General features: G+C 60.0%; 23 protein-coding genes. 12 read left to right on the forward strand and 11 right to left on the reverse strand.

All coding sequences use genetic code 11. From position 1 onward, the window contains the following. Positions 1-123: 123 nt before the first annotated feature. A complete protein-coding gene (locus ACA049_RS05540) occupies positions 124-468 on the reverse strand; it encodes a pilin assembly protein (protein WP_094468905.1) in 345 nt (114 codons plus the stop codon). Between the two features lie 214 nt (positions 469-682). Here ACA049_RS05540 and ppc point away from each other — a divergent pair, with 214 nt between their 5' ends. From ppc to ACA049_RS05575, 7 genes are all read left to right on the forward strand, one after another. Next, positions 683-3313 carry a phosphoenolpyruvate carboxylase gene (ppc, locus tag ACA049_RS05545; RefSeq protein WP_497333756.1) on the forward strand — a complete coding sequence of 877 codons (2631 nt, stop codon included), beginning with the start codon at positions 683-685 and terminating at the stop codon, positions 3311-3313. A gap of 288 nt (positions 3314-3601) precedes the next feature. Beyond that, positions 3602-4249, forward strand: a complete 648-nt coding sequence (adk, locus tag ACA049_RS05550) for an adenylate kinase (RefSeq protein ID WP_109628179.1) — start codon at positions 3602-3604, stop codon at positions 4247-4249. 93 nt (positions 4250-4342) lie between these two features. Beyond that, positions 4343-5017: a tRNA (adenosine(37)-N6)-threonylcarbamoyltransferase complex dimerization subunit type 1 TsaB gene (tsaB, locus tag ACA049_RS05555; RefSeq protein ID WP_497333758.1), complete on the forward strand. Its 675-nt coding sequence runs from the start codon at positions 4343-4345 to the stop codon at positions 5015-5017. Between the two features lie 257 nt (positions 5018-5274). Continuing rightward, positions 5275-5580, forward strand: a complete 306-nt coding sequence (locus tag ACA049_RS05560) for a hypothetical protein (RefSeq protein ID WP_497333760.1) — start codon at positions 5275-5277, stop codon at positions 5578-5580. Next, on the forward strand, positions 5580-6440 hold the full coding sequence (locus tag ACA049_RS05565; protein ID WP_497333762.1) for a DUF72 domain-containing protein: 861 nt from the start codon (positions 5580-5582) through the stop codon (positions 6438-6440). Before ACA049_RS05560 ends, ACA049_RS05565 begins: the two co-directional genes overlap by 1 nt. 33 nt (positions 6441-6473) lie before the next feature. Continuing rightward, positions 6474-7295, forward strand: coding sequence for an isocitrate lyase/PEP mutase family protein (locus tag ACA049_RS05570; RefSeq protein WP_497333764.1), 822 nt, complete (start codon positions 6474-6476; stop codon positions 7293-7295). Between the two features lie 2 nt (positions 7296-7297). Further along, positions 7298-7993: an extensin-like domain-containing protein gene (locus ACA049_RS05575; RefSeq protein WP_497333766.1), complete on the forward strand. Its 696-nt coding sequence runs from the start codon at positions 7298-7300 to the stop codon at positions 7991-7993. A 15-nt stretch (positions 7994-8008) separates the two neighbouring features. On the opposite strand, the gene ACA049_RS05580 is transcribed toward ACA049_RS05575, so the two are convergent. Further along, a complete protein-coding gene (locus ACA049_RS05580; protein ID WP_497333768.1) occupies positions 8009-8629 on the reverse strand; it encodes an energy transducer TonB in 621 nt (206 codons plus the stop codon). A gap of 93 nt (positions 8630-8722) precedes the next feature. On the opposite strand from ACA049_RS05580, the gene ACA049_RS05585 reads away from it, so the two are divergent. Beyond that, the gene (locus tag ACA049_RS05585; RefSeq protein WP_497333770.1) at positions 8723-9505 is read left to right on the forward strand and encodes a class I SAM-dependent methyltransferase; all 783 of its coding nucleotides are present in this window, start codon (positions 8723-8725) and stop codon (positions 9503-9505) included. Positions 9506-9613: 108 nt separating this feature from the next. Here the strand turns inward: ACA049_RS05585 and ACA049_RS05590 are convergent, their stop codons facing one another. Then, positions 9614-10258: a TetR/AcrR family transcriptional regulator gene (locus ACA049_RS05590; RefSeq protein WP_497333772.1), complete on the reverse strand. Its 645-nt coding sequence runs from the start codon at positions 10256-10258 to the stop codon at positions 9614-9616. Between the two features lie 93 nt (positions 10259-10351). Here ACA049_RS05590 and ACA049_RS05595 point away from each other — a divergent pair, with 93 nt between their 5' ends. The 3 genes from ACA049_RS05595 to ACA049_RS05605 all read left to right on the forward strand — a co-directional run bounded on the left by ACA049_RS05595 (position 10352) and on the right by ACA049_RS05605 (position 15967). Next, positions 10352-11452 carry an efflux RND transporter periplasmic adaptor subunit gene (locus tag ACA049_RS05595; RefSeq protein ID WP_497333774.1) on the forward strand — a complete coding sequence of 367 codons (1101 nt, stop codon included), beginning with the start codon at positions 10352-10354 and terminating at the stop codon, positions 11450-11452. A 6-nt stretch (positions 11453-11458) separates the two neighbouring features. Continuing rightward, on the forward strand, positions 11459-14524 hold the full coding sequence (locus ACA049_RS05600; RefSeq protein WP_497333776.1) for an efflux RND transporter permease subunit: 3066 nt from the start codon (positions 11459-11461) through the stop codon (positions 14522-14524). 96 nt (positions 14525-14620) lie between these two features. Next, positions 14621-15967, forward strand: a complete 1347-nt coding sequence (locus ACA049_RS05605; RefSeq protein ID WP_497333778.1) for a Fic family protein — start codon at positions 14621-14623, stop codon at positions 15965-15967. Positions 15968-16078: 111 nt separating this feature from the next. Here the strand turns inward: ACA049_RS05605 and ACA049_RS05610 are convergent, their stop codons facing one another. From ACA049_RS05610 to plsB, 4 genes are all read right to left on the reverse strand, one after another. After that, positions 16079-16768, reverse strand: coding sequence for a DUF4197 domain-containing protein (locus ACA049_RS05610; protein ID WP_497333780.1), 690 nt, complete (start codon positions 16766-16768; stop codon positions 16079-16081). 25 nt (positions 16769-16793) lie between these two features. Beyond that, positions 16794-17192 carry a YbaY family lipoprotein gene (locus ACA049_RS05615; protein WP_497333782.1) on the reverse strand — a complete coding sequence of 133 codons (399 nt, stop codon included), beginning with the start codon at positions 17190-17192 and terminating at the stop codon, positions 16794-16796. A 264-nt stretch (positions 17193-17456) separates the two neighbouring features. Next, positions 17457-18059: a hypothetical protein gene (locus ACA049_RS05620; RefSeq protein WP_497333784.1), complete on the reverse strand. Its 603-nt coding sequence runs from the start codon at positions 18057-18059 to the stop codon at positions 17457-17459. 109 nt (positions 18060-18168) lie between these two features. Next, positions 18169-20652: a glycerol-3-phosphate 1-O-acyltransferase PlsB gene (gene plsB / locus ACA049_RS05625; protein ID WP_497333786.1), complete on the reverse strand. Its 2484-nt coding sequence runs from the start codon at positions 20650-20652 to the stop codon at positions 18169-18171. Between the two features lie 236 nt (positions 20653-20888). Here plsB and ACA049_RS05630 point away from each other — a divergent pair, with 236 nt between their 5' ends. Further along, positions 20889-21098 (forward strand): cold-shock protein, encoded by a 210-nt coding sequence (locus tag ACA049_RS05630; RefSeq protein WP_008146705.1) that lies wholly within the window; start codon positions 20889-20891, stop codon positions 21096-21098. A gap of 136 nt (positions 21099-21234) precedes the next feature. Here the strand turns inward: ACA049_RS05630 and ACA049_RS05635 are convergent, their stop codons facing one another. The 4 genes from ACA049_RS05635 to ACA049_RS05650 form a co-directional block, all read right to left on the reverse strand. Beyond that, positions 21235-21612: a hypothetical protein gene (locus ACA049_RS05635; RefSeq protein ID WP_128872768.1), complete on the reverse strand. Its 378-nt coding sequence runs from the start codon at positions 21610-21612 to the stop codon at positions 21235-21237. A 75-nt stretch (positions 21613-21687) separates the two neighbouring features. Further along, positions 21688-22497, reverse strand: a complete 810-nt coding sequence (locus ACA049_RS05640; RefSeq protein ID WP_497333788.1) for a putative RNA methyltransferase — start codon at positions 22495-22497, stop codon at positions 21688-21690. Beyond that, the gene (gene dapE / locus ACA049_RS05645) at positions 22497-23648 is read right to left on the reverse strand and encodes a succinyl-diaminopimelate desuccinylase (RefSeq protein ID WP_497333790.1); all 1152 of its coding nucleotides are present in this window, start codon (positions 23646-23648) and stop codon (positions 22497-22499) included. The genes ACA049_RS05640 and dapE overlap by 1 nt, the downstream gene beginning before the upstream one ends. A gap of 198 nt (positions 23649-23846) precedes the next feature. Continuing rightward, positions 23847-26438 carry a glycosyltransferase gene (locus tag ACA049_RS05650; protein ID WP_497333792.1) on the reverse strand — a complete coding sequence of 864 codons (2592 nt, stop codon included), beginning with the start codon at positions 26436-26438 and terminating at the stop codon, positions 23847-23849. Positions 26439-26443 lie beyond the last annotated feature (5 nt).

The following is a 26443-nucleotide window of genomic DNA, read 5'->3' on the forward strand; positions in this document are numbered from 1 at the left end:
AAGGGGGTACGCAGGTCAATGTGGGAGCGGGCTTGCTCGCGAAGGCGGTGTGTCAGTCAACATTTTTATCAACTGATACGGCCTCTTCGCGAGCAAGCCGCTCCCACAGGGTTCAGTGGGGAATCAATGTTTCTGCTTGTCGTCACCGGAAGACAAGTCGTGCAAGTGACGACGGGACAACGCGAGGAAACGCGGGGTCGGGCCGACGTCTTCGTACAGCGGATCACCTTCTTCATCGGTGGCCACCACGGTCGATCCTTTCACGTAGGGAAAGCTCTTTTCGAGCTCTTCCAGCGCGGCGCCGATCAGCTCGCCAAGCAGTTCTTCGGGCTGGCGTTTGGGGTACATCTCGGTAATCGCCGCCAGCCGTGCGGCTGCTTCCATGTCCAGATGAATCCTGTAACCGGTGTCGGTCAGGCGACCTTTTGCGTTTTCTTCCCAATGCTGGGCAAGTTCGCGGATTTTCATAAAAACCTCATTTCGCTCCTGCTCGTGGCAGGCGGTGTGAGTGTCCGCCAATGGTCGGCGGCAAGCCGTTGTACGGCTTACTCTTCAGACTAGCTGGAACCCGCAAGGTTTAACGTCCCTTCGTCGTCTGCTTGTAAGAAGCGCTTTAGAGCGGCACTCTCTGTGATCAGAGCATGGCATTCATAGACACCCGGATTTCGCTGGAGAACTGCTGATGACCGATATTGATGCACGCTTGCGCGAGGACGTTCACCTGTTGGGTGAGCTGTTGGGCAACACCATTCGTGAACAGTACGGGGACGGCTTTCTCGACAAGATCGAGCAGATCCGCAAGGGCGCAAAAGCCGACCGTCGCGGTTCGATGGACGCTGAACTGAGCGCCAGCCTCAACCAGTTGAGCGAAGAAGAGTTGCTGCCGGTGGCGCGAGCGTTCAACCAGTTTCTCAACCTGGCCAATATCGCCGAGCAATATCAGCTGATTCACCGCCGCGAGGAGTCGCAGCCCGCCCCGTTTGAAGCACGAGTGCTGCCGGAACTGCTCGCTCGCCTGCGCGCCGAAGGCCATAGCGCTGAATCACTGGCCCGGCAACTGGGCCGGCTGGAGATCGAACTGGTCCTCACCGCGCACCCGACCGAAGTCGCACGCCGCACGCTGATCCAGAAATACGACGCCATCGCCGCGCAACTGGCCGCCCAGGACCATCGCGACCTGACCTCTGCCGAGCGCGAGCAGATCCAGGCGAAGTTGCAGCGCCTGATCGCCGAAGCCTGGCACACCGAAGAAATCCGCCGCACGCGCCCGACGCCGGTCGATGAAGCCAAATGGGGTTTTGCGGTGATCGAGCATTCGCTGTGGCAAGCGATCCCCAACTACATGCGCAAGGCCGATAAAGCCCTGCATGACGCCACCGGCTTGCACCTGCCGCTGGAAGGCGCACCGATTCGCTTTGCTTCCTGGATGGGCGGCGACCGTGACGGCAACCCTAACGTGACGGCCGCCGTGACCCGTGAAGTGTTGCTACTGGCGCGCTGGATGGCCGCTGATTTGTATGTGCGCGATGTCGATCACCTCGCCGCTGAACTGTCGATGCAGCAGGCCAGCGATGCGCTCAAAGCCAAGGCCGGGGACAGCGCCGAACCTTATCGTGCCGTACTCAAACAATTGCGTGAGCGTCTGCGAGCGACGCGTAACTGGGCGCATGCCTCGTTGACGGCCACCACCCCGGCGCCGGCCGATGTGCTGCATAACAACCGTGACCTGCTGGATCCGCTGGAGTTGTGTTACCAGTCTTTGCACGAGTGCGGCATGGGCGTGATCGCGGACGGTCCGTTGCTCGATTGCCTGCGTCGGGCGGTGACCTTCGGCCTGTTCCTGGTTCGGCTCGATGTACGTCAGGACTCGTCCCGCCACACGGCGGCGATGACTGAAATCACCGATTACCTTGGGTTAGGTCGCTACGAAGACTGGAGCGAGGAAGAGCGCATCGCCTTCCTGGTGCGTGAACAGAACAACCGTCGGCCGTTGCTGCCGGCGTACTTCAAACCGTCGGCCGACACCGCCGAAGTGCTGGCGACGTGCCGCGAAATTGCCGCCGCCCCGGGAGCTTCGCTCGGCTCTTATGTGATCTCCATGGCCGGCGCCGCATCCGACGTGCTTGCCGTGCAACTGTTGCTCAAAGAGTCCGGGGTGTTGCGGCCGATGCGCGTGGTGCCGCTGTTCGAAACCCTCGCCGACCTCGACAACGCCGGCCCGGTGATCGAAAAGCTGTTGCTGCTGCCGGGCTATCGCTCGCGCCTGCAAGGGCCGCAGGAAGTGATGATCGGCTATTCCGACTCGGCCAAGGACGCTGGCACCACCGCCGCGGCCTGGGCGCAGTATCGGGCGCAGGAGCGTTTGGTCGATATCTGCCGCGAGCAGCAAGTCGAACTGTTGTTGTTCCACGGTCGCGGCGGCACCGTGGGACGCGGCGGCGGTCCGGCGCACGCGGCGATTCTGTCGCAGCCACCCGGTTCTGTAGCGGGACGTTTCCGCACCACCGAACAGGGGGAAATGATTCGTTTCAAATTCGGCCTGCCGGACATCGCCGAGCAAAACCTCAATCTGTACCTGGCGGCGGTGCTGGAAGCGACCTTGCTGCCGCCCCCTCCACCGGAACCGGCCTGGCGCCATCTGATGGACGAATTGGCCGCCGACGGGGTCAAGGCTTACCGCGCCGTGGTGCGGGAAAATCCGCAGTTCGTTGAGTATTTCCGCCAGTCCACCCCGGAACAGGAATTGGGCCGTTTGCCGTTGGGCAGCCGTCCGGCCAAGCGCCGCGCCGGCGGGATCGAAAGCCTGCGCGCCATTCCATGGATCTTCGGCTGGACCCAGACCCGCTTGATGTTGCCGGCCTGGCTCGGCTGGGAAGCCGCGCTGAGCAAGGCGCTGGAACGTGGCGAAGGCGAACTGCTGGGGCAGATGCGCGAACAGTGGCCGTTTTTCCGTACGCGCATCGATATGCTGGAAATGGTGTTGGCCAAAGCCGATGCCGACATCGCCCGATCCTACGATGAGCGTCTGGTCGAGCCGGATTTGCTTCCATTGGGTGCGCATTTACGCGACCTATTGTCGCAGGCCTGCGCCGTGGTCCTTGGGCTGACCGGTCAGTCCCAGCTACTGGCACATAGCCCAGCCACCCTCGAATTCATCCGCTTGCGCAACACCTATCTCGACCCGCTTCATCTATTGCAGGCCGAACTGTTGGCCCGTTCGCGGCAACAGGAAGTGGCGCAGGGCAGCCCGGTAGAGCAGGCGCTGCTGGTGTCTGTGGCGGGGATTGCTGCCGGTTTGCGAAATACCGGCTAAGGTTTTCGTCGTGGGGGAAGGCACCCGACGCGAGCTTCGGGTGCCGGCGGGCGAAGGGCGGAAAAGGTCTGCCAGGCGACAGTTAATGATGGGGTTGCGACTTGGGGTACCCCGTCGAAAGGTCACGCAAGGCGCGGGTTTCTCCGACTTTCGGCGGCTTGTGTGGTCCGGGCCTGCTGTGTATCTTGATCAGCCTTTGACCGTTTGGGCGGTCACGACCCTGTTTTTGAGATTGGCCCCACGAGGCGAATCCGTTGTTATCTATATAAAAAATTGAGGAGCACATCGATGCGCGTCATTCTGCTGGGAGCTCCCGGGGCCGGTAAAGGTACTCAGGCTAAGTTCATCACCGAAAAGTTCGGCATCCCGCAAATCTCCACCGGCGACATGCTGCGTGCCGCGGTCAAGGCCGGCACCGAGCTGGGCCTGATCGCCAAGAGCGTCATGGACAGCGGTGGCCTGGTTTCCGATGACCTGATCATCAATCTGGTCAAGGAACGCATCAGCCAGGCCGATTGCGCCAACGGTTTCCTGTTCGACGGTTTCCCGCGCACCATTCCCCAGGCTGAAGCCCTGGTGAAAGCCGGCGTCGAGCTGGACCACGTGCTGGAAATCGACGTTAAAGACGAAGACATCGTCCAGCGTATCGCTGGCCGTCGTGTTCACGAGGCCAGCGGCCGCGTGTACCACATCGTCTACAACCCGCCGAAAATTGCCGGTAAAGACGACATCACCGGTGAAGAGCTGGTACAGCGCAAAGACGACACCGAAGAAACCGTGCGTCATCGCCTGTCGGTCTACCACGCCCAGACCGAGCCTCTGGTGAAGTTTTACCAGGAACTGTCCGTCGCTCAGGGCAAACCGAAGTACAGCCACGTCGAAGGCATTGGCTCGGTTGAAGCGATCACCGGCAAGGTGCTTGAAGCGCTGAACTGAAAAGACTGATCCGCTTCATCTTCTACGGCCCGCTTGCGGGCCGTAGTTGTTTATACTGGCGCACTTTTTCTGACCTCTCTTACGGAAACATCGATGAGCACCTTGCTGGCCCTGGACACCGCGACTGAAGCTTGCTCCGTTGCCTTGCTGCATGACGGCAAAGTCACGAGCCATTACGAGGTGATCCCGCGCCTGCATGCGCAGAAGCTGTTGCCGATGATCCAGCAGCTGCTCGCCGATGCCGGCACCACCCTGCAAGCGGTCGATGCCATCGCCTTCGGCCGTGGGCCGGGCGCATTCACCGGCGTGCGGATCGCCATCGGCGTGGTGCAAGGCCTGGCGTTTGCTCTGGATCGACCGGTGTTGCCGGTCTCCAACCTGGCGGTGCTGGCGCAACGGGCGTATCGCGAACACGGCGTGAGCCAGGTCGCGGCCGCCATCGATGCGCGGATGGATGAAGTGTATTGGGGTTGCTACCGCGAAACGGCAGGCGAGATGCGTCTGGTCGGTAATGAAGCGGTGTTGCCGCCGGAAGTGGCTGCATTGCCGGCCGATGCCAGTGGTGAATGGTTTGGCGCTGGCACGGGTTGGGGATATGCCGAGCGCATCGCCGTCAGCCTGAGCGGGCAGGACGCGAGCATGCTGCCGCACGCTGAAGACCTGCTGACGCTGGCGCGGTTTGCCTGGGAACGCGGTGAGGCGATTGTGGCGGATGAGGCTCAGCCGGTTTATCTGCGCGATAAAGTGGCGACGCCCAAGGCGCGTTGATCCGAGACCGAGTTGAACCCTTCGCGGGCAAGCCTCGCTCCTACAGGTTTGAGCCGATCGCAAAATGCGTGAACGACACAAACCCTGTAGGAGCGAGGCTTGCCCGCGAAAGCGATCTAACAGAAGCAGCCAATCGTCACTTTCTAACCCTCGCTTTTAAACCTTTTCGTATTTCTGTGTTCTAGTTATCACTCGGCGGTTTGCGAAGTGGGTTATGTGCCACTAGACTGCCACTACTGATACCGGACATGTACTCCATGCGTATAGACGGCGTTTCCTCCCAGTCCTACCCCATCAAGCGCAAGCCCCGCAAAGGCCCGGTGGCGGATGACGACTACGTCGATATCGACGGCGAGCTGGAAATTCCGTCCGAAGAGCAAATGGCCGCCCGTGCCGCCAAAGCCTCCGCGCAACGCCTGAGCAACCTCCCGGCCCGTCAGCAAGACATGATTTACCACCGCGCCATGAGCAAAAGCGTTGCCACGGCACTCGCCAGCTACCTGAGTACCGCCGGTTTTGTCGATTGGGATAACGATGTCATGGGCCTCGACCTGTACATCTGATGCTGCTGCCTTACTACCTCGGCTGCCCGTCCTGGAGTGAAAACGCCTGGCGCGATTACCTGTATCCACCAGACGCCAAATCCTCCGAATTCCTGAATCTCTATTCCCAAGTATTCAACGCCGTAGAAGGCAACACGACCTTCTACGCGAGCCCGGCTGCCAGCACGGTGCAGCGCTGGGCCGAGACCATGCCCGAACACTTTCGCTTCACCGCCAAGTTTCCCGGCGACATCAGCCACGGCGGTGACCTGCGCGAACAACTGACCGCTGCCGAAACTTTCCTGCAATTGCTCAAACCGCTTGGTGAACGGGTTTCGCCGCTGTGGCTGCAACTGTCGAAAAGCTTCACCCCGCACCGACTGCCCGAACTGGCCGGTTTCATCGATGCGCTTGAGCGACCGCTGGCCGTTGAAGTGCGGCATGACGAATTCTTCGCCAAAGGTGATAGCGAGCGCATGCTCAATCGTCTGCTGCTGGACCGTGGCGTCGAGCGCATCTGCCTCGATCCGCGAGCGCTATTCAGCTGCACGTCGACCGATCCATCGGTGCTCCACGCCCAATCGAAAAAGCCCAGGGTGCCGCCGCGTCCGGCAGCGTTTACCCAATTCCCGCAGGTGCGCTTCATCGGCCATCCGCAGCTTGAAGCGAACGATCCGTTCCTGGAGCCCTGGGTCGAGAAAATCGCCGTGTGGATCGAAGAGGGCCGTACGCCCTATATCTTCCTGCACACCGCCGATAACCTGCTGGCCGCGAAACTGGCGCAACGTTTTCACGCAAAGCTGATGCTGCGTTTGCCTGGCTTGCCGCCGTTGCCTGAGCTATACAGAGAGCCCGCCGCCGAGCAACTTGGCCTGCTCTGAGGCGGATTTGTCCCCCTTTTCAGGAGCCTGCCAATGGATGCGCAAACCCTTCGAGCCCAGGCGTTCAAAGCACTGCACGAACGCGAGGGCGCTTTTGTCATTCCCAATCCGTGGGACGCCGGCTCGGCGAAGATGCTCGCCAGCCTGGGGTTCGAGGCGCTGGCGACCACCAGTGCCGGTTACGCCTTTTCCAACGCCCGCCCCGATGGCGGATTGACGCTGGACGACACGCTGATGAACGTCCGGGCGATTGTCGCGGCAACCGACTTGCCGGTGGCGGTGGACCTGGAAAACGGTTTTGCAGACGACCCGGCCGAATGCGCACAAAGCATCCTGCAGGCTGCAGCGGCCGGCGCTGTCGGTGGTTCAATCGAGGATGCCACCGGCCATGAAGACGCGCCGATCTACTGTTTCGAACATGCCGTGGCGCGCATTGAAGCCGCCGTCGCAGCGGCTCGCAGCCTGCCTTTCCCTTTCATGCTGACCGCCCGTGCCGAGAATTTTCTGCACGGCAATCCAGACCTGGCCGATACCATCCGCCGGTTGCAGGCGTTCGCTGAGGCGGGCGCCGACGTGTTGTACGCGCCGGGTCTGCGCAGCGCTGAAGACGTGTTGGCGGTGGTCCGCGCTGTGGCGCCGAAACCGGTCAATGTGCTGATGTCTGGCGGGCTCAAATTGACGGTCGAGCAGTTGAGCGAGATGGGCGTCAAACGCATCAGCGTCGGTTCTGCCCTGGCGCTGGCGGCCTATGGCGAGTTCTTCCGCGCCGCCGAAGAGATCAAGACGTCGGGCACCTTCGGGTTCACGTCAAGGTCCATGCCGTACGCGAAGGCCAATCAATTGTTCAAAGGCTGACGATGCGGTTTCGGTGGTGGCTGTTGCTGATGCTGTTGATCATCGGTGCGGCGGGCGTGAGCGTCTGGCGTGGCTGGATCTCGCTGCCACCCCAATGGAACCCTTGGGCACCGTTGGACGTGAAGGCCGAACCGAACTTTCTGACGCGCTACAAACTGATGCGCCTGCGCGATGATCCGCAATTGTGTGATCAGGCCTTGAGCAGTTCCGGATTGCGCGTCACGCATCAGGCCGACAGCCCTGGCGCGACGTGTCCGTTGATCAACACCTTGCGTGTGCAGGGCGGCGATGTCGCGCTAAGCAGCAGCTTTCTCGCCAGTTGTCGCCTGGCGGTTTCGTTTGCCCTGTTCGAGTACCATGCCCTGCAACCCGCCGCACAATCGGTGTATGGGCAGCCTGTCAGCCGGGTCGATCACCTCGGCAGCTTTGCCTGCCGCAACGTCTACGGCCGCGAAAACGGCAGGCGAAGCCAGCATGCCAGCGCCGATGCGCTGGACATTGCCGGTTTTCGCCTGGCGGACGGTCGCGCCATCAGCGTGCTCAAGGATTGGCCGAAGGATAATCAGGACGCGCGGTTTCTGCGCCAGGTTCGAGATGGCGCCTGTGGCTTGTTCAGTGTGGTGTTGAGCCCGGATTACAACGCCGCCCATCGCAATCATTTTCATGTCGATGTCGGGCCGTGGTGGGTGTGTCGCTGAGGTTGAGGATTAGGCTTAGGCGGCGATGCGCAGGTTCTGCAGGACGATCGGGCGAGCCCAGCCGTTATCGAAATCGAATTGTTTCTGTTGCTCCACCAGTTCTTCAGGGGAGAACGGCGGGAACGGTTTGTCCAGCAGGTCCATTTCGAATTCAGCGATCGGCAAGCGCAGCGGACGCGGTTGTGGCGCCGGGCCGGCTTCTGGAACAGGTTGGCCGGCAGTGAGCACGATCGGACGCACCCAGCCACTTTCGAAGTCTTGTTGTTTCTGCTGGGCGACGATTTCTTCGGCCGGGAACGGCGGGAAAGGTTTGTCGGCCAGGTCCATTTCGAACTCGGCGATCGGCAGGAACAGTGGCTCGGGTGGCTTGACTTCGGTTTCTTTCACATCGCATTCGCGCTGGCTGACGATGTGCGCCAGCAGCTCGCTGCCGACGGTCGGCTCGACCGGGCTGTCGAGATCAACCGGTGGGAAAGTCCCGCACGCCGGCACCACATCGGTCGACTGTTCGGCCAGGGCCTGGGCAAAAAAATCCTGCCACAGGTGACTGACGCCGCTCAGTGCTTGCGAGTTTCGCAGGCCATAATCGCCATGACGCGAAATGTAGCCAACGGATGTGGATTGAATGCCTGACATTTTTCTCGGTCGACGCTCAGCTCTGGCAAAATGCTCGTTAGTTTTGTTATCGGCCGTTTTTGCCGATCATTAATTTTTTGAGCGTGTTTTCCCATGATTGAGCAACCTGCGGCCTGCCGCATCCATGTCGAGGCCTCGGCCCCGGCGTTTCAGTCACAAGCCGAGCAATGGGCCGAACGCCTGGGCTTGCCTTTGCAAGTGGATGACGGCGAGTTTGCCTTGCAGGTGGGCGAACAGGGTTTGCAGCTGCAACAACTCGGGCCGGACGCGCCGGGGCCGGTGCGAGTGGACTTCGTGGAAGGTGGCGCAGCGCATCGGCGTTTGTTCGGCGGCGGCACGGGGCAGATGATCGCCAAGGCGGTTGGCATCGCCCAGGGCGTGCGTCCGCGTGTGCTGGATGCCACGGCAGGGCTGGGCAAGGATGCGTTCGTGCTGGCGAGCCTGGGCTGCGAGATGAGCCTGATCGAGCGTCAGCCGCTGATTGGGGCGTTGCTGGAGGATGGACTGGCCCGTGCGGCGGAAGATTTCGATGTCGCGCCGATTGTGGCGCGGATGAAGTTGCTCAAGGGCAATTCAATCGAGGTGATGCGCAACTGGGAAGGGGAGCCGCCGCAGGTGATCTACCTCGACCCGATGTTTCCCCATCGTGAGAAAACGGCATTGGTGAAGAAGGAAATGCGCCTGTTCCGGCCGTTGGTCGGCGATGATCCGGATGCGCCGGCATTGCTCGAAGCCGCATTGGCACTGGCCAGCCATCGGGTGGTGGTCAAGCGACCGCGCAAGGCGCCTTGCATTGAGGGGCCGAAGCCGAGTCATGCGCTGGACGGGAAATCCAGTCGGTATGACATTTATCCGAAGAAAGCGCTCAAGCCGTAAGACGTGTCGCGCCCTTCGCGGGCAAGCCTCGCTCCTACAGGATCTGCGCTAAACCCTGTAGGAGCGAGGCTTGCCCGCGAAGGCGTCAGTCCAGACAACCAAAACCCATCAGTTTGTCCCAGGCCTGTAGGCCCGCATAAACAACTCCACCACTTCCCGCACATGCTCCTCGGCCGCATCACCGGTCACCGGCTCGCCGCAGCCATACAGCAAGCGAAAATTCCCCGCGCCCTTGAGCAGGCAAAAGAAATGCTCGGCCGCATTGCGCGGTTTATCAATGCTCAACGCGCCGCTCTGATCAACCTTGGTCAGCAACCGCTCCATGCCGTGCAGCATGCGCTGCGGCCCGGCCTCGAAGAAGATCAGCGAGAGTTTCGGGTCCTGGCTGCCCAGGGCCATCATCAGCCGATGCAGGTTCACCGATTCATCGCTATTGATCAGGTGATGAAAGCCACGCGCGATGTTCAGCAGCACCGTTTCTACCGAAATGCCGTCCGGCAACTCGAAAAACAGCGTGGGCAACTGTTCTTCGCACTTGGCCATCACAGCGGCCGAGAACAGCGTCTCCTTGTCGTTGAAATGGCTGTAGACGGTCAGCTTCGACACGCCGGCTTCAGCCGCCACGGCATCCATGCTGGTGCTGGCGTAACCATTACTCAGAAACAGAATTTTCGCCGCATCGAGGATGGCCTGGCGCTTGGCCAGATCCTTGGGACGGCCCGGACCGTTGGGTGCTGAAAGATTGTTCGACATTCTTCGCTTTAATACTGGACTGGTGAGTTTGCTATTAATAACATACTCGCCAGTATAATTATTCCAAGCACCATTAGCGAAAGGTCCTTCACCATGTTCCGCTATGCCTTGCCCCTCGCGTTGCCAGTCGGTCTGGCGTTTTTATTGTCTGCGTGTGGCCACGAAGAGGCGCCGAAAGCCACTGTTCGCCCGGCCATGGTGGTGCAGCCAGAGCCTTCGGCCCAGGCAATGGAAAGCTATCCCGGTGAAGTGCGGGCTCGTTATGAGCCAGACCTGGCGTTTCGCATTGGCGGCAAAGTCAGCCGACGACTGGTTGAAGAAGGGCAGCGGGTCAAGGCCGATCAGCCTCTGGCCGAACTTGATCCCCAGGACGTGCGCCTGCAACTGGAAGCTACCCGCGCCCAAGTGGCCGCCGCCGAGGCCAACCTGAGCATGGTGCGCGCCGAGCGTGATCGCTACAAAACGCTGATGGAACGGCAGATGGTCAGCCGTTCGCAATACGACAATGCCGAAAACCTTTACCGATCCGGTGAAGCACGCCTTAAACAAATCAAAGCCGAATTCAACGTGTCGACCAATCAGGCCAGCTACGCAGTGCTGCGTGCGCCTCAGGATGGCGTCGTGGCCAAACGCGCAGTGGAAGTCGGGCAAGTGGTAGCGGCGGGGCAAACCGTGTTTACCCTCGCCACCGATGGTGAGCGCGAAGTGTTGATCAGCTTGCCGGAACAAAGCTTCGGCCGCTTCAAGGTCGGTCAGCCGGTGTCGGTAGAACTCTGGACCCAACCCGATCAGCGTTTCGCCGGGCGCATCCGTGAGCTGTCACCCTCTGCCGATCCAAAGTCGCGCACCTTCGCTGCCCGCATTTCATTCACCGGCGGCAAGGTCCCGGCCGAACTCGGCCAGAGCGCCCGGGTGTTCGTCCAGACCGCTGACGTGATACCGCTGTCTGTGCCGCTGTCGGCACTGACGGCGGAAAACGGCGCGACCTACGTCTGGGTCGTCAGTGCCAACAATACCTTGAAGAAAACCCCGGTCCGGGTCGGTGCCTTTGGCGAGAAAACCGTCCCGGTGCTCGAAGGCCTGAATGCCAGCGACTGGGTGGTGGCCGCTGGCGTCCATGTCCTGCTGGAAGGGCAGCAAGTGCGCCCGGTGGATCGCTCCAACCGCGTGGTCAATCTGGCGCACAAGGAGTAATCCCCGATGGGTTTCAATCTTTCCGAATGGGCGCTGCGCAATCGCCAGATCGTACTGTTCCTGATGCTCTTGCTGGCTATCGTCGGCGCGCTTTCCTACACCAAACTCGGCCAAAGCGAAGACCCGCCGTTCACCTTCAAAGCCATGGTGATCCGTACCAACTGGCCGGGCGCCACGGCGCAGGAAGTGTCGCGCCAGGTCACCGAGCGCATTGAAAAGAAACTGATGGAAACCGGCGAATACGAGCGCATCGTCTCGTTCTCGCGTCCTGGTGAATCCCAGGTCACTTTCATTGCCCGGGACTCCATGCATTCGGTGCAAATCCCGGAGCTGTGGTATCAGGTCCGCAAAAAGGTCAGCGACATTCGGCACACCTTGCCGCCGGGCATTCAGGGGCCGTTTTTCAACGATGAATTCGGCACTACCTTCGGCAACATCTACGCGCTGACCGGAGACGGTTTTGATTACGCGGTGCTCAAGGATTACGCCGACCGCATCCAGATCCAGCTGCAACGGGTCAAGGATGTGGGCAAGGTGGATCTGCTCGGGTTGCAGGACGAGAAGATCTGGATCGAACTCTCCAACGTCAAACTCGCCACGCTGGGTTTGCCGTTGGCCGCCGTGCAGCAAGCGCTGGAAGAGCAGAACGCAGTGTCCACCGCCGGGTTCTTTGAAACCACCAGTGAGCGATTGCAGCTACGGGTTTCGGGGAATTTTCAGACCGTCGACGAGATCAAGAACTTCCCGATCCGTGTCGGTGATCGCACCTTCCGTATTTCCGATGTGGCGGATGTGCGTCGCGGCTTCAACGATCCACCGGCACCGCGCATGCGCTTCATGGCGGAAAACGCCATCGGACTGGCCGTGGCGATGAAGGACGGCGGCGACATTCTGGTGCTGGGCAAGGCGCTGGAAGTCGAGTTCGACCGCATCCAGAAAAACCTCCCGGCCGGCATGCAGCTGCGCAAGGTTTCCGATCAGCCTGCGGCGGTGAAAACCGGTGTCGGCGAGTTCGTTCAGGTGTTGGTGGAAGCCTTGGCGATTGTGTTGCTGGTGAGCTTTTTCTCCCTCGGCGTGCGCACTGGCATGGTGGTAGCGCTGGCGATTCCGCTGGTGCTGGCGATGACCTTCGCCTGCATGTATTACCTCGGCATCGGCTTGCACAAGATTTCCCTCGGCGCGTTGGTTTTGGCGCTGGGCCTGTTGGTGGACGACGCGATCATCGCCGTGGAAATGATGGCGATCAAAATGGAGCAGGGCTTCGACCGCATCAAGGCCGCCAGTTATGCCTGGACCAGCACCGCGTTCCCGATGCTCACTGGCACCCTGATCACCGCTGCCGGTTTCTTGCCAATCGCCACCGCGCAATCAGGCACCGGCGAATACACGCGTTCGATCTTCCAGGTGGTGACCATCGCGCTGCTGGCTTCATGGATTGCAGCGGTGGTTTTCGTGCCGTATCTGGGGGAAAAACTCCTGCCCGATCTGGCGAAGATTCATGCCGCCAAACATGGCGCGGGTCAACCCGACCCTTACGGTACGCCGTTCTATCAGCGGGTCAGACGCTTGGTGGAATGGTGCGTGCGCTGGCGTAAAACCGTTATCGTGCTGACCGTCGTGCTGTTCATCGGCTCCATCGTGCTGTTCCGTTTTGTGCCACAACAATTCTTCCCGGCCTCGGGTCGACTCGAGTTGATGGTCGATCTGAAACTCGCTGAAGGCGCGTCCCTGAGCAACACCGCCGACGAGGTCAAACGCCTTGAAGCGCTGCTGAAGGATCACGCCGGCATCGACAATTATGTGGCCTACGTTGGCACCGGTTCGCCACGTTTCTACCTGCCGCTGGATCAGCAACTGCCGGCCGCGAGCTTCGCCCAGTTTGTGGTTCTGGCCAAGACCATCGAGGAGCGCGAAACCCTGCGCACCTGGCTGATCGAAACCCTCAACGAACAATTCCCGGCCTTGCGCTCGCGGGTCACGCGTCTTGAAAATGGCCCGCCGGTTGGCTATCCGGTGCAGTTCCGGGTCACCGGTGAGCACATCGAAGAGGTCCGCGCACTGGCCCGCAAAGTGGCGGCCAAGGTTCGCGAAAACCCGCACGTGGTGAACGTGCATCTGGACTGGGAAGAGCCGAGCAAAGTCGTCTACCTGAACGTCGATCAGGACCGCGCCCGAGCCCTGGGCGTAAGCACGGCGAACTTGTCGAAGTTTCTGCAAAGCTCCCTGACCGGTTCCAGCGTCAGCCAGTACCGCGAAGACAACGAGTTGATCGAGATCCTGCTGCGCGGCACCTTGCATGAGCGCACCGAGCTGTCGTTGCTGCCAAGCCTGGCGGTGCCGACCGACAACGGCCGCAGCGTGGCGCTGTCGCAGATCGCGACGCTGGAATACGGCTTCGAAGAAGGCATCATCTGGCACCGCAACCGCTTGCCGAACGTGACGATCCGCGCCGACATCTACGGCAAGGAACAGCCGGCGACGCTGGTGCAGCAAATCATGCCGACCCTCGACCCGATTCGCGCCGAACTGCCGGACGGTTACTTGCTGGATGTCGGCGGCACCGTGGAAGACTCGGCCCGTGGCCAGAACTCGGTGAAGGCCGGCGTGCCGCTGTTCATCGTGGTGGTGCTGACCTTGCTGATGCTGCAATTGCGCAGCTTCTCACGCACGGTGATGGTGTTCCTGACTGCGCCGCTGGGCCTGATTGGGGTGACGCTGTTCCTGATGGTGTTCCGCCAGCCGTTCGGTTTTGTGGCGATGCTCGGGACCATCGCGTTGTCCGGGATGATCATGCGTAACTCGGTGATCCTGGTGGACCAGATCGAGCAGGACATCGCCGCCGGGCTCAAGCCGTGGCAAGCGATTATCGAAGCCACGGTGCGGCGTTTCCGGCCGATCGTGTTGACGGCACTTGCGGCTGTGCTGGCGATGATCCCGTTGTCCCGCAGTGTATTCTTCGGACCGATGGCGGTGGCGATTATGGGCGGGTTGATCGTGGCGACGGCGCTGACGCTGCTGTTTTTGCCGGCGTTGTATGCGGCGTGGTTCAGGATCAAGAAAGAGGCGGTCTGACTTCCTACAACAATCTCGGATCTCTCTGATATTGAGTCAGAGGGGTCCGAATGCTGTACTCGAGGCTCAGTTTAATGAGCTTTTGAGACAGCAATAGTGAAAAAACCACCCTTGTACTCGGGACGTTCGGACCCGGTGTTTGATCTATTGGCGCAGTCGCCCCACAAAGAGCGCCTTGCTGACTATCTCGCCTTGCTCAAGCCGCTGGATGATCAGGGGCGTTACCTGCCATTCCACGAATTACGCTACCGCTGGGCGCCAGGAATGGATTCAAGTCTGTGCTGGGCCTTGGTGAAGAAAGCCCGGACCGCACAGTATTCAAGTCTCCTGCCATTGGGCGAGCCCGTTCAGTGGGGCAACTTCGTTTTGACCCCGTTGGCGCAAAAAGCCATTTCTGCGGTAGACCGGCAGGCCACGACAGCTGCGCTGGAATACATGACCAGCCGGATCGGTGAGCATGCGCATTTCAGCTATCTGCTCAACGACCTGATCGAAGACGAAGCCATCAGCAGCAGTCAGCTCGAAGGTGCGGCAACCACCACACGGGTGGCCAAGGACATGCTCAAGCGCAAAAGGCTGCCGCGCACACCGGATGAGCGAATGGTGGTGGGCAATTACAAGATGATGAATTTCGCCTGGGAACGGCGCTACGAACCCCTGAGTGTCCAGCTGATAACAGCGATGCACTGCGTCGGTGTCGAGGGGATTGACGATGCACAGTATTCGCCCGGGGAATTCAGGGCCAACGACGATGTGGTCGTGCAGGACGGGGAGGGGAACACCGTTCATACGCCGCCACCTGCCCTGGGGCTGGTCTCGCGATTGCGTACATTGTCGGAATGGATCAACCAGTCACACGACGATCCCGAGCGGGCGGACTATCTGCATCCGATGATTAAAGGTATCGCGCTGCATTTTGCCCTGGGCTATGAGCATCCTTTCCGCGACGGCAACGGCCGGGTCGCGCGGGCGCTGTTTTACTGGTTCATGTTCAAGAGTGATTTTTCTGCATTCCGCTATATAGCGATCAGTATTTTACTGCGCAATGCGCCTGTGAAATATGGGCGATCCTATTTGAATACCGAGGCGGATGATCTGGACCTGACTTACTTCATCGACTTTCAGTGTTCAGTGATTCTGCGAGCTGTCAGTGGTTTTACCGAGGCGTATCGGAAAAGTCTGGCGTATACGGAACGCTTTGATCGCTGGCTGACAGAATCCGGATTTTTCGATCGACTGACCGAGAAGCAGCGTGCCGTTTACCAAGTAGCCAAGAGTGGGATGGCCAAAGAGTTCACGGCGGTCAATGTAAAAGAGAATCTGGATTGCTCGTACAACACCGCATCAGCCACGTTGAACGGGTTGGTTGAATTGAATGTATTTGAGAAGAGAAAGATGGGGCGTGAATGGGTGTTCTTTTTGCGTGCCGCATCGATGACTTGACCCGTTAGAGGCGCGGGCTTGCTCGCGATGGAGTCGTGTCAGGCAACAAATTTTTCGACTGGACGACCGCTATCGCGAGCAGGCTCACTCCCACAGAATCGGTGTTAAGGCTTAGAGCGTACCAAACACTTTCTTCGCCAGACTCGTCGCCGCAGCCGCCGGATTCTGGCGAATGGTTTCTTCCTGTTTGCCGATCATCTCGAACAAACCGTTCAGGGCCTGCTCGGTCACGTAGCTTTCGATGTTGGCGTTCTTGGCATCCAGCACGCCCAGGGTCGCAGCCTGACCTGCGAAAGTGTTGTATTGCTTGGCCAGGCCGACCTGGTCGGTGGCTTGTTTCACGATTGGCAGGAACTTGAGGCGAATCTGTTCGCGGCTGGTCTTGCTCAGGTACTGGGTGGCCGAGTCGTTGCCGCCGCTGAGAATCCCTTTGGCGTCATCGACGCTCATTTTCTTCACGGCGTCCACCAGGATCGGCTGGGCTTGGGTCACGGCGGTTTCGGCCGCTTTGTTCATGCTGGTTTCCAGCTGAGTGACTTGATCGCCCATGCCGAACTGTTTCATTTTGCTGGCGACTTTGCCCAGTTTGCCTGGCAGTTCGATTTTCACGTCCGGATTGTTGCTGAAGCCGCCCGGGGTGCCGAGTTGTTTGACGGCCAGTTGCGCGCCTTGGGTCAGGGCGTCCTTGAGGCCGCCGGTGGCGTCTTTTTGCGACAGGTCGTTGAGCGACAGCGCCAGTGCGCTGGCGGAGATCATCAAGCCTGCGCAGAGGCCGGCGAAGCGAAGGGTAGGGCGGAGCATGGCGGCTTCCTTGTTAAAAATAGAATTAGCGGACGGCGTCGACACGGATTTTCAGTGGCTGCGGATCGCTGCCATCAAGCTGTACGGCGTGATGTTCGGTGGTGATGAACATCAGTTTGCCGTCGACTTCGATGCGCGCGCTGACAGAATAGCGATGGCCGGATTTGACCTGGGCCGGATCGTAACTCAGATGAAAAGGCAGCGGCACCTGGCTTTTGACCGGGCCTTTTTGTTCATCGAGGATAACGGCGGGCGCATCGGCGAGGGACACGTCCTGCAGGCTGACGCTCAAAGTGGCGTTCGGTGGCAGGGCGATGCGTTGCAGGTAGAAGACTTCGCCATCGAGGCTGGTTTTCGTGGCAGGTTGCAGGGTCTGGCAGGCACTGAGCAAAACAGCCAGTCCCAAAAGCGAGCTTTTTTTCATGAATTCAATCCTTGTCCCTGGCGCCCGAAGAAGACCGGCGCCAACGACAATTTAACGGATTTTTTCAGCCGGGGGCTTAGAAGTTACCGTCTGGTTTTGTACGAACGTTGCGGACAATAACGTCCTCAGGACGGAGGTGGTCAACACCCAACTGCACGGCGTGATCCTTGGTGGTCGCTAAGATCACTTGTTCGGTGGTTTCGATCCGTGCACGGATTGCAGCGAGAGAGATGGCGCGCGATAAGCAGATTATTGGCCTTTCTTTCAAATCGTGCTGAAGGGCTTCAATACAACGGATCCCGGATACACCGCTATTGAATTCCGGTATTCGTTTTCAGTGGCGGTCAGGGTATAGCGCTTGCCGGGCACAACAGTGGCGGGATCGTATTCCAGATAAAACGCCTGCGCCATTTTTTCACTGACATGGATTTGGGTGACGAGTGCGCGAGTGTCGTCATGCTCGTGAGCGGCAACGGTGACGGCATGTTCGGGGTCGACCACTCGGGGCGCTTGCGCCTGTATGTAGAGACGGCCTATCGGGCTCAGGTGCAGGGTCTGTCGGTGCGGCGCGCGGTGGACGATCACGAAGTAGTCCAGGTCAATCAGCAGGGGAACTCCGTTATGGGTCATGTTGATCGTCACAAGGTATTTGACGCTTATATCGGAATAGTTGTGGGGGAATGAAAAGTTCCAGCATCCGTTGCGCAATATCGGTTCACGCAATTGCGCAACTTTTACAGAAGGCGAGGTGTTGGCAGTTTGAACGCTTACATACGTTTCGCCTTGACCGTCGCGTGGGGGCAGAAAGTCTTCCGGCAAACTGAACGTCAGGGTGATGTAGTTGCGGGTGTTATCTAATTGGCTCATCGCGATATCCATATCGGGATTGAATGGGCCTCTATTAATTCATAATTGACAGATTATAAGAACATCCTTGTTCTTATAGTCATTGTCAGAAAGTTACAGCCGACTGCAACTAAGCCTGGTCCGCTGCATCTTCACTTCGATGCAACGCCACCTGACGGATCGACAAACGGATCTCCGCCGGCAACACCCGTTTGGCCGCACCTTCCGCCAGTTCACCCAGCAGTTCGTGATAACTCAACTTGCCGGCTTCGTCGCGCTTGAGCACGTCGAGGTCCAGCAGGGTTTGAATGAAGTGCCGGAACAGGCTCTTGTCGAAGAACTCCGGGGCGTTCAGGCCGTGCAGGATCGACAGGCGCTGGGCCATGACGGTGCACAGGTCTTCCAGTTCTTCGGCGCTGATGCTGTTCTGGCCGCTGTTGAGCAGCAGGGACACAGTCATGTAGAAGCGTTGCAGTGTCTGGGCGATGCTCTTCGACAACAACGTCAGCAACACAAAATGCCGCGAACTCGGCGCCGGACGCAGGTAGACGTCGTTCTCGAAACGCAGCAGGCCTTGCTCGACGAACGCTTCGAGCCATTGATCGATCACGCCATCCAGTTCGTCCAGCGTCCAACGAATGAACAGCTCCGATTGCAGGTACGGATACAGCGCCCGGGTGTAGCGCTGGATCTGTTCGCGACTCATGCGCGAGGCGCTCTGGAAGAAACTTGCGAGCAGCGCCGGCAGGGCGAAGATGTGCAGCACGTTGTTGCGGTAGTAGGTCATCAGGACGGCATTTTGCTCGTCCAGATACAGAATCTTGCCCAGTGCATCGCTCTGTTCGGACAGCAGGTCCATGTCCTTCACATGTTCGATCAGCGCCCGGCCGTCGCCTTCCGGCAACGTGGTGTGCGGCGAGTACGGGACCTTGCGCAACAGCGCCAGATACAAATCCAGTACCCGCGCCATGGCGCGATCATCCAGCGCCAGACGGGTAGTGGACAGCAGCGCCAGGGCCACCAGGTTCACCGGGTTGATCGCCGCCGCTTCGTTCAAATGCTGCGCGACTTTCTCGCCGAGGCGGTTGGTGGTTTCGTTGAGCCAGGCCGGTTTGAACTGTGGGCCGAGTTCCTGTTTACGCCAGTCGGGCTGCTCGCTGTCGAGGAATTCCGCGAGTTTGATCGGCTCACCGAAGTTCACGGCTACCTGGCCAAATCGCTGCTTGAGCGCGCCGATGACTTTGAAGATGTCGAAGATCGATTCTTTCTTCTTGCTCGCGCCGCGCAGTTCGCCGAGGTAGGTCCGGCCTTCCAGCACGCGCTCATAACCGATGTACACCGGAATGAAGACGATGGGCATGCGCGATGAACGCAGGAAGCTGCGCAGGGTAATCGCCAGCATCCCGGTTTTCGGTTGCAGCATGCGCCCTGTGCGCGAGCGGCCGCCTTCGACGAAGTATTCGACCGGGAAACCTTTGGTGAACAGGGTGTGCAGGTATTCGTTGAACACCGAGGTGTACAGCGGGTTGCCCTTGAAGGTGCGGCGCATGAAGAACGCGCCGCCACGCCGCAACAGGCTGCCGATCACCGGCATGTTGAGGTTGATCCCGGCGGCGATGTGCGGCGGGGTCAGGCCATTGCGGAACAGCAAGTAGGACAGCAGCAAGTAGTCGATGTGGCTGCGATGGCACGGCACGTAGATCACTTCGTGACCCTGGGCGACCTTCTGCACGCCTTCGATGTGGTTGACCTTGATCCCGTCGTAAATCTTGTTCCAGAACCAGCTCAGCACCACTTCCAGGAAACGGATCGCGGTGTAGGTGTAGTCAGAGGCGATCTCGTTGCCGTAGCGCAGGGCCTGGGCCTTGGCTTTCTCCGGGGAGATGTTTTCCCGTTCGGCTTCGTCGAGGATCGCTTGCTTGACCAGCGGTTGGTTGAGCAGGCCTTTGACCAGGTTGCGGCGGTGGGAGATGTCCGGGCCGATCACCGCGGCCTTGAGGTTGCGGAAGTGTACGCGCAGGATCCGCTGGGCCATGCGCACAGTACGCTCGTGGCCTTTGTTGTGGTCGATCAGCTCGCGCAGGTGAATCGGCGCGGAGAACTGCACGCGGGTCTTGCGGCCCAGCACGATGATGCTGAGCAAGCGGCGCAGGCGCCCGGTCACGGCCCAGCTGTCGGCGAAGAGCAATTTCCACGGGCTCGATTCGCTGTCGGGCGACTGGCCCCAGAACACGCTGACCGGAATGATCTGCGCGTCTTCGGCGGCGTTCTGGCTCAGGGCACTGACCAGGCGGGTCAGGGTGGGCGGCGCGCCGCGTTTGTCCTGGCGACCGAGCCAGTCGGGTTCCGGCGTCAGGTAGAAAAACGCGGCGGGTTCCACCAGGTTGCCCACCGACACGGGCAGCACCGGACGGGGCAGGCCAGCCTTGCTGCATTCCGTGTCGACCACGGCCAGGTCGGTCAGCGAAGGGTTTTGCAGGACGTAGAACACCGGACGACTGCGGTCGAGGTTGAGGGTGAACGACGACTGGTTGATCGTCTCCGAGCGAACCCAGAGATAGAGCAGTCGGCGCAGGGTGCCAAACACAAGACGGCGGAACGGGGAACGGGTCATACGGCATCTGCGTGAGTGAATAAAACCAAGCAAATGCTTGGGCGGGCGATAGTGTGCCGGATTCGTCGAAAATCGGCAAAAAAGCGGCTAAGTAAAGTTGAGTTGAGAGTTTTCACGTCTGTCATATACTCGGCGTGCCCGCACTGGCCAGACAGTGGCACCTCTCAGTGCAAAGCAATGTTCCCGAGGCTTTCCTGCGAAAAGCCCGATCAATAATAAGAAAGGAGTATGAACAGATGGCAACACGTGAAACCGGCAATGTGAAGTGGTTCAACGACGCCAAGGGCTACGGCTTCATTCAGCGCGAGGACGGGGTGGACGTGTTCGTGCATTACCGCGCGATCCGCGGCGAAGGGCATCGTTCGCTGGCTGAAGGTCAGCAGGTTGAATACGGCGTGGTGACGGGGGAGAAAGGATTGCAGGCTGAGGATGTGGTGGGTCTGTAAACCCACCCTTCAGATCACCAAAAAACCACTGTGGGAGCGGGCTTGCTCGCGAATGCGGTGTGTCAGGCAGCAATGATGTTGACTGACACACCGCATTCGCGAGCAAGCCCGCTCCCACATGGGATTGGTGTCGTTGTTACGCGGTTTTCCAGGTGATTTCTTCTTCACCGTCAGCGCTGATGCGCATCCAGCGATCCGCTGTTTCTTCACCTTCTTCCTCGACCCACGTACCTGGTGCGCAACGCACTTCGACGTTGAGCGCGGCAAACGCGGCGCGGGCGCAGGCGATGTCGTCTTCCCACGGGGTCTGGTCGCTGTCCAGGAACAGGCTGTTCCATTTGCCGACGGCTTTTGGCAGCCAGGTGACGGGCACGTTGCCGGCCTTGCACTTGTAGGTCTGGCCCTTCTTGACCCATTCACTGCATTGGCCCAACGCTTCGCTAAGCCAGTCTGCGACGGCCTTGTAATCGACGTCGGCGTCTTTCAGGTAAATCTCGATATCGGGTTGGCGCATGGATGTCCTCACTGCGGGTCTGAAAAATCCATTCGCGGATTTAGCCGGCCTCGAGCCGTTGCTCGAAACCAAAAATTATTGAAGTACGAAATAATCGTAGCGCATCGACACGGTGACCTCGAACGGCTCCGCCTGCTCGATGACTGCCGCTCGGCGTTCGGCACTGGCGCGCCAGCCGTGAGGCGTCATGGCCAATAGGTTGGCGCGATCCTGACCCTTTGAAAGCGTCAGTTTGAATTCCAGGGTTTCGCTGTGTTGCAGCGCCATGCCTTCCGGCACCAGGGCCAGATGCTTGTCGTCGGTGTATTCACGCACTTCGTCGTACAGCCGTTCGCGCAATTCCATCAGATGGCCGCTGGTCGGCCCGACTTTCATCAAGCCGCCACCGGGGCTGAGCAAACGCTTGGCTTCCTCCCAATCCAGCGGACTGAAAACGCTGGCGAGAAACTGGCAGCTCCCCGAGGCCAACGGCACCCGGGCCATGCTGGCGATCAACCAGGTCAGCTGCGGGTTGCGTTTGCAGGCGCGTTTGACCGCTTCCCGGGAGATGTCCAGGGCGTAACCGTCAGCGTTCGGCAGGGCATCGGCGATTTGCGCGGTGTAGTAACCCTCGCCACAACCGATGTCCAGCCAGCGCTGTGGCGCATATTCAGCAGCCAGTTCCGCCAGGCGATTGGCCACCGGCGCGTAATGGCCGGCGTTCAGGAAGTCGCGACGGGCTTCGACCATGGCGAGGTTATCCCCAGGGTCGCGGCTGTTTTTGTGCTGCACCGGCAGCAGGTTCAGGTAACCCTGCCGCGCACGGTCGAAACGATGCCCGGCGGGGCAGGCCACGCCGTTGTCCACCGCGTTCAGCGGTTCGCTGCAGATCGGGCAGGCGAGCATCAGGCGAGCAACTTGATCAGGGTCTGGTAGTAGATTTCGGTCAGCACGTCGAGGTCGGCAGCCAGTACACGCTCGTTGACCTGGTGGATCGTCGCGTTGACCGGGCCCAGTTCAACAACCTGCGTACCCATGGTCGCGATGAAACGCCCATCGGAGGTGCCACCGCTGGTGGACGCCTTGGTTTCGCGGCCGGTGATGTCCTTGATGCTCGACGCCACGGCATCCAGCAACGCACCCGGCTCGGTCAGGAACGGCAGGCCGGACAGCGCCCAGTCGATGTGCCAGTCCAGACCATGCTTGTCGAGGATGTCGGCGACGCGCTTTTGCAGGCCTTCAACGGTGGACTCGGTGGAGAAGCGGAAGTTGAACACCGCCACCAGGTCACCGGGGATTACGTTGGTCGCGCCAGTGCCGGAATTCACGTTGGAAATCTGGAAACTGGTCGGCGGGAAGAAATCGTTGCCGTGGTCCCAATGCTCGGCTGCCAGTTCGGCCAGGGCCGGGGCGGCGAGATGGATCGGGTTTTTGGCCAGATGCGGATACGCCACGTGCCCCTGGACGCCGCGTACGGTCAGCTTGGCGCCAAGGGAACCGCGACGGCCGTTCTTCACAACGTCACCCACCAACGTGGTGCTCGACGGTTCGCCGACGATGCACCAGTCCAGACGTTCCTTGCGGGCGGCGAGACGTTCAACCACAGCTTTGGTGCCGTGGTGCGCCGGGCCTTCTTCGTCGCTGGTGATCAGGAAAGCGACCTTGCCCTTGTGGTCCGGGTAGTCGGCGACGAAACGCTCGGCGGCCACGGTCATGGAGGCCAGGCTGCCTTTCATGTCCGCCGCGCCACGGCCGCAGAGCATGCCGTGTTCGTCGATCAGCGCGTTGAACGGGTCGATCTGCCAGGCGGACACCGGGCCGGTCGGTACCACGTCGGTGTGACCGGCGAAGCAGAGCACCGGGCCGTCGTGTTTGCCGTGGGTGGCCCAGAAGTTATCCACATCTTCGATGCGCATCGGCTCCAGGGTGAAGCCGGCATTGCCCAGGCGCTGCATCATCTGCTTCTGGCAATCGGCGTCGACCGGCGTCACGGACGGACGGCGGATCAGGTCGATGGCGAGTTGAAGGGTCGGCGAAAGGTCGGCGTGGGCCGTCATGGAAAACTCCGGAAGCTTTTATTTGTAGGAGCGAGGCTTGCCCGCGAAGAACGATAATGCGGTGTATCTGTTACACCGAGTCGGTTCATTCGCGGGCAAGCCTCGCTCCTACAGGGGATAGGGCTGGGCGCGCAAAATGGCGGTTATCTTAAAGCAAAACGGCGACCATTGGCCGCCGTTTAGTGCATCTGCAAAGATTTAGACTGCCGGTGCCGTTTCAACTTCAGGTGCCGGTTTCGGCAGTGAAGACAGGAACGCCATGATCAGCGCCGCCAGGTACGGCAGCGACTGCACCAGCAACATGGTCACCCAGAAGCGCATGTCGTTGCTCGGCATGCCATTCACCAGGTAGATCCCCAGCGCCGCGCCCCACAACAGCAGCATGATGAACACTTCTTCGCGCGCCTCCGAAATCGCCACCCAGAAGCCGTGGTTATCGGCGTTCTTCGGTGTGCGGAAAAACGGAATGCTGCTGGTGAAGAAGCCGTACAGCACCGCTTTGGCGATGGTGTGCGACAACGCCAGGCCGGCCAGTGCCGCGCAGAACGCATCCTTGAGGTTGACCCCGACCGCACGACGGTAGAGGAAGATGATCTTGCCGACCTTGAACACGAACAACGCCAGTGGCGGGATCGCGAAAATCAGCAACGGCGGATCGACCCGCTGCGGCACGATAATCATCGCCGCCGACCACAACAACGCGCCGACGGTGAAGAAGATGTTCATGCCATCCGCGACCCACGGCAACCAGCCCGCGAGGAAGTGGTAACGCTGGCCACGGGTCAACTCGGTACCCTTGCCGCGAAGCAAACTGGTGGTGTGACGCTTGATGATCTGAATCGCACCATAGGCCCAGCGGAATCGCTGTTTCTTGAAGTCGATAAAGGTATCCGGCATCAGGCCCTTGCCGTAGCTGGTGTGGTAATACGCCGCCGACAGCCCTTTTTCGAACACGCGCAGACCCAACTCGGCGTCTTCACAGATGCACCAGTCGGCCCAGCCCAGTTCCTCGAGTACCGAGCGCCGGGTCATGGTCATGGTGCCGTGCTGGATGATCGCGTCACGGTCGTTGCGGGTAACCATGCCGATGTGGAAGAAGCCTTTGTATTCCGCGTAGCACAGCTTTTTGAAGGTGCTTTCGTTCTGGTCGCGATAATCCTGTGGCGACTGCACCACGGCGATTTTCGGATCGGCGAAGTGCGGCACCATGTGCTTGAGCCAGTTCGGGTCGACGCAGTAGTCCGAGTCGATCACCGCAATGACTTCGGCATCCTTGGCGGTGTGTGGAATCAGGTAATTCAGCGCACCACCCTTGAAACCGGCCAATGGGGCGACGTGGAAGAACTTGAAGCGCGGGCCCAGGGTTTCGCAATAATCGCGTACCGGTTCCCAGACCGCTGGGTCCTTGGTGTTGTTGTCGATGATCAGGACTTCGAAATCCGGATAGTCGAGGTTGGCCAGGGCGTTGAGGGTCTGTTTGACCATCTCCGGCGGCTCGTTGTAACAAGGGACGTGGATCGAGACTTTCGGTCTGTAGTCCGATTCGCCGACCACCGGCAGGAATTCACGTCGGCGCTTGTGGGTCCAAACCGCTTCGGCCAGTTCATGGGCCTCGGTCAGCAAGACAATAAAGACCCCGAGCGCGCCGAGGGCGAGGAGGCCCCCGACCGTCAGGCTGAACCAGGTGCTGTATTGCAGGCTGTAGTCGTAACCGATCCACACCAGCACCGATCCGCAGAGGAAAGCGATAAAGGTCAGGAAAGTACGGCCGCGTTGACGCAGGGCCGAGCCGTCGATCATCAGCAGGGTCAGGGAGAGCAGGGCCAACACTACCGAACCGACTGCCAGCACGCGCCATTGCGGGATCGCAACGACCGGGCCTTCGAAGTTGAATTTCTGCTGGCGCGCCGCGTTGAACACGCCCCAGTAAGCGCCCACCGAACCTTCGTCGCTGGCCTTCCACGGTTGGTCAAACGCTTCGATCACGAAGTAGTTGAAACCCTGGCGGTTGAGCTTGTTGACCAGCGTGCGCAGGTAAATCGCCTGGTCCGCCGGCGACGCATCGGCGCCGCCGCGCATGCGGCCGTTGCTCGGCCAGCCGACTTCCGAGAGCAACAGCGGCTTTTTCGGGAACATCTTTTTCAGGTCACGGGCACGGTCCAGTACGAACTGCCCGGATTGCTCCATCGGCACATGTTCCCAGTACGGCAGGACGTGGGCCGCGATCAGGTCGACGTGCTTGGCCAGGCTTGGGTTTTCTTCCCAGACGTGCCATTGCTCGGACGTGGTCACCGGCACTTTCACCGCCGCGCGGACGCGATCCAGAATAATGCTGAGTTCTGCGGCGGTAATTTCCTTACGGAAGATCGCCTCGTTGCCTACCACCACGCGAACCACGCTGCGGGAAGTATTGGCGAGTTCGATGGCGCGCAGGATTTCACGCTCGTTGCGTTCCTCGTCCGGGCTGATCCAGATACCGAGGGTGACCCGCAGACCGAATTCTTCCGCCAGTTTGGGAATGTCTTGCAGGGAGCCGTCGACCGAGTAAGTACGGATGTTATCCGTCAGCTTGCTCATGATCTCCAGATCGCGACGCATTTCATCGTCGGTCGGGTACTGCTCTTTTTGTGGGTACTGACCTTGCTGGAACGGCGAGTACGAAAAGCCGGAGATCTGTTCAGGCCAGTTGGGAGCGGTGACCGGGCGATTGATCAGCGCCCAGAAGCCGGTAAACAAGGCTGCGATGGCAAGCACCACGACCAGGTTGAGTCCAAATTTACGCGATGACATAGTTA

The sequence above is a fragment of the Pseudomonas sp. LBUM1662 genome, assembly GCF_059695915.1.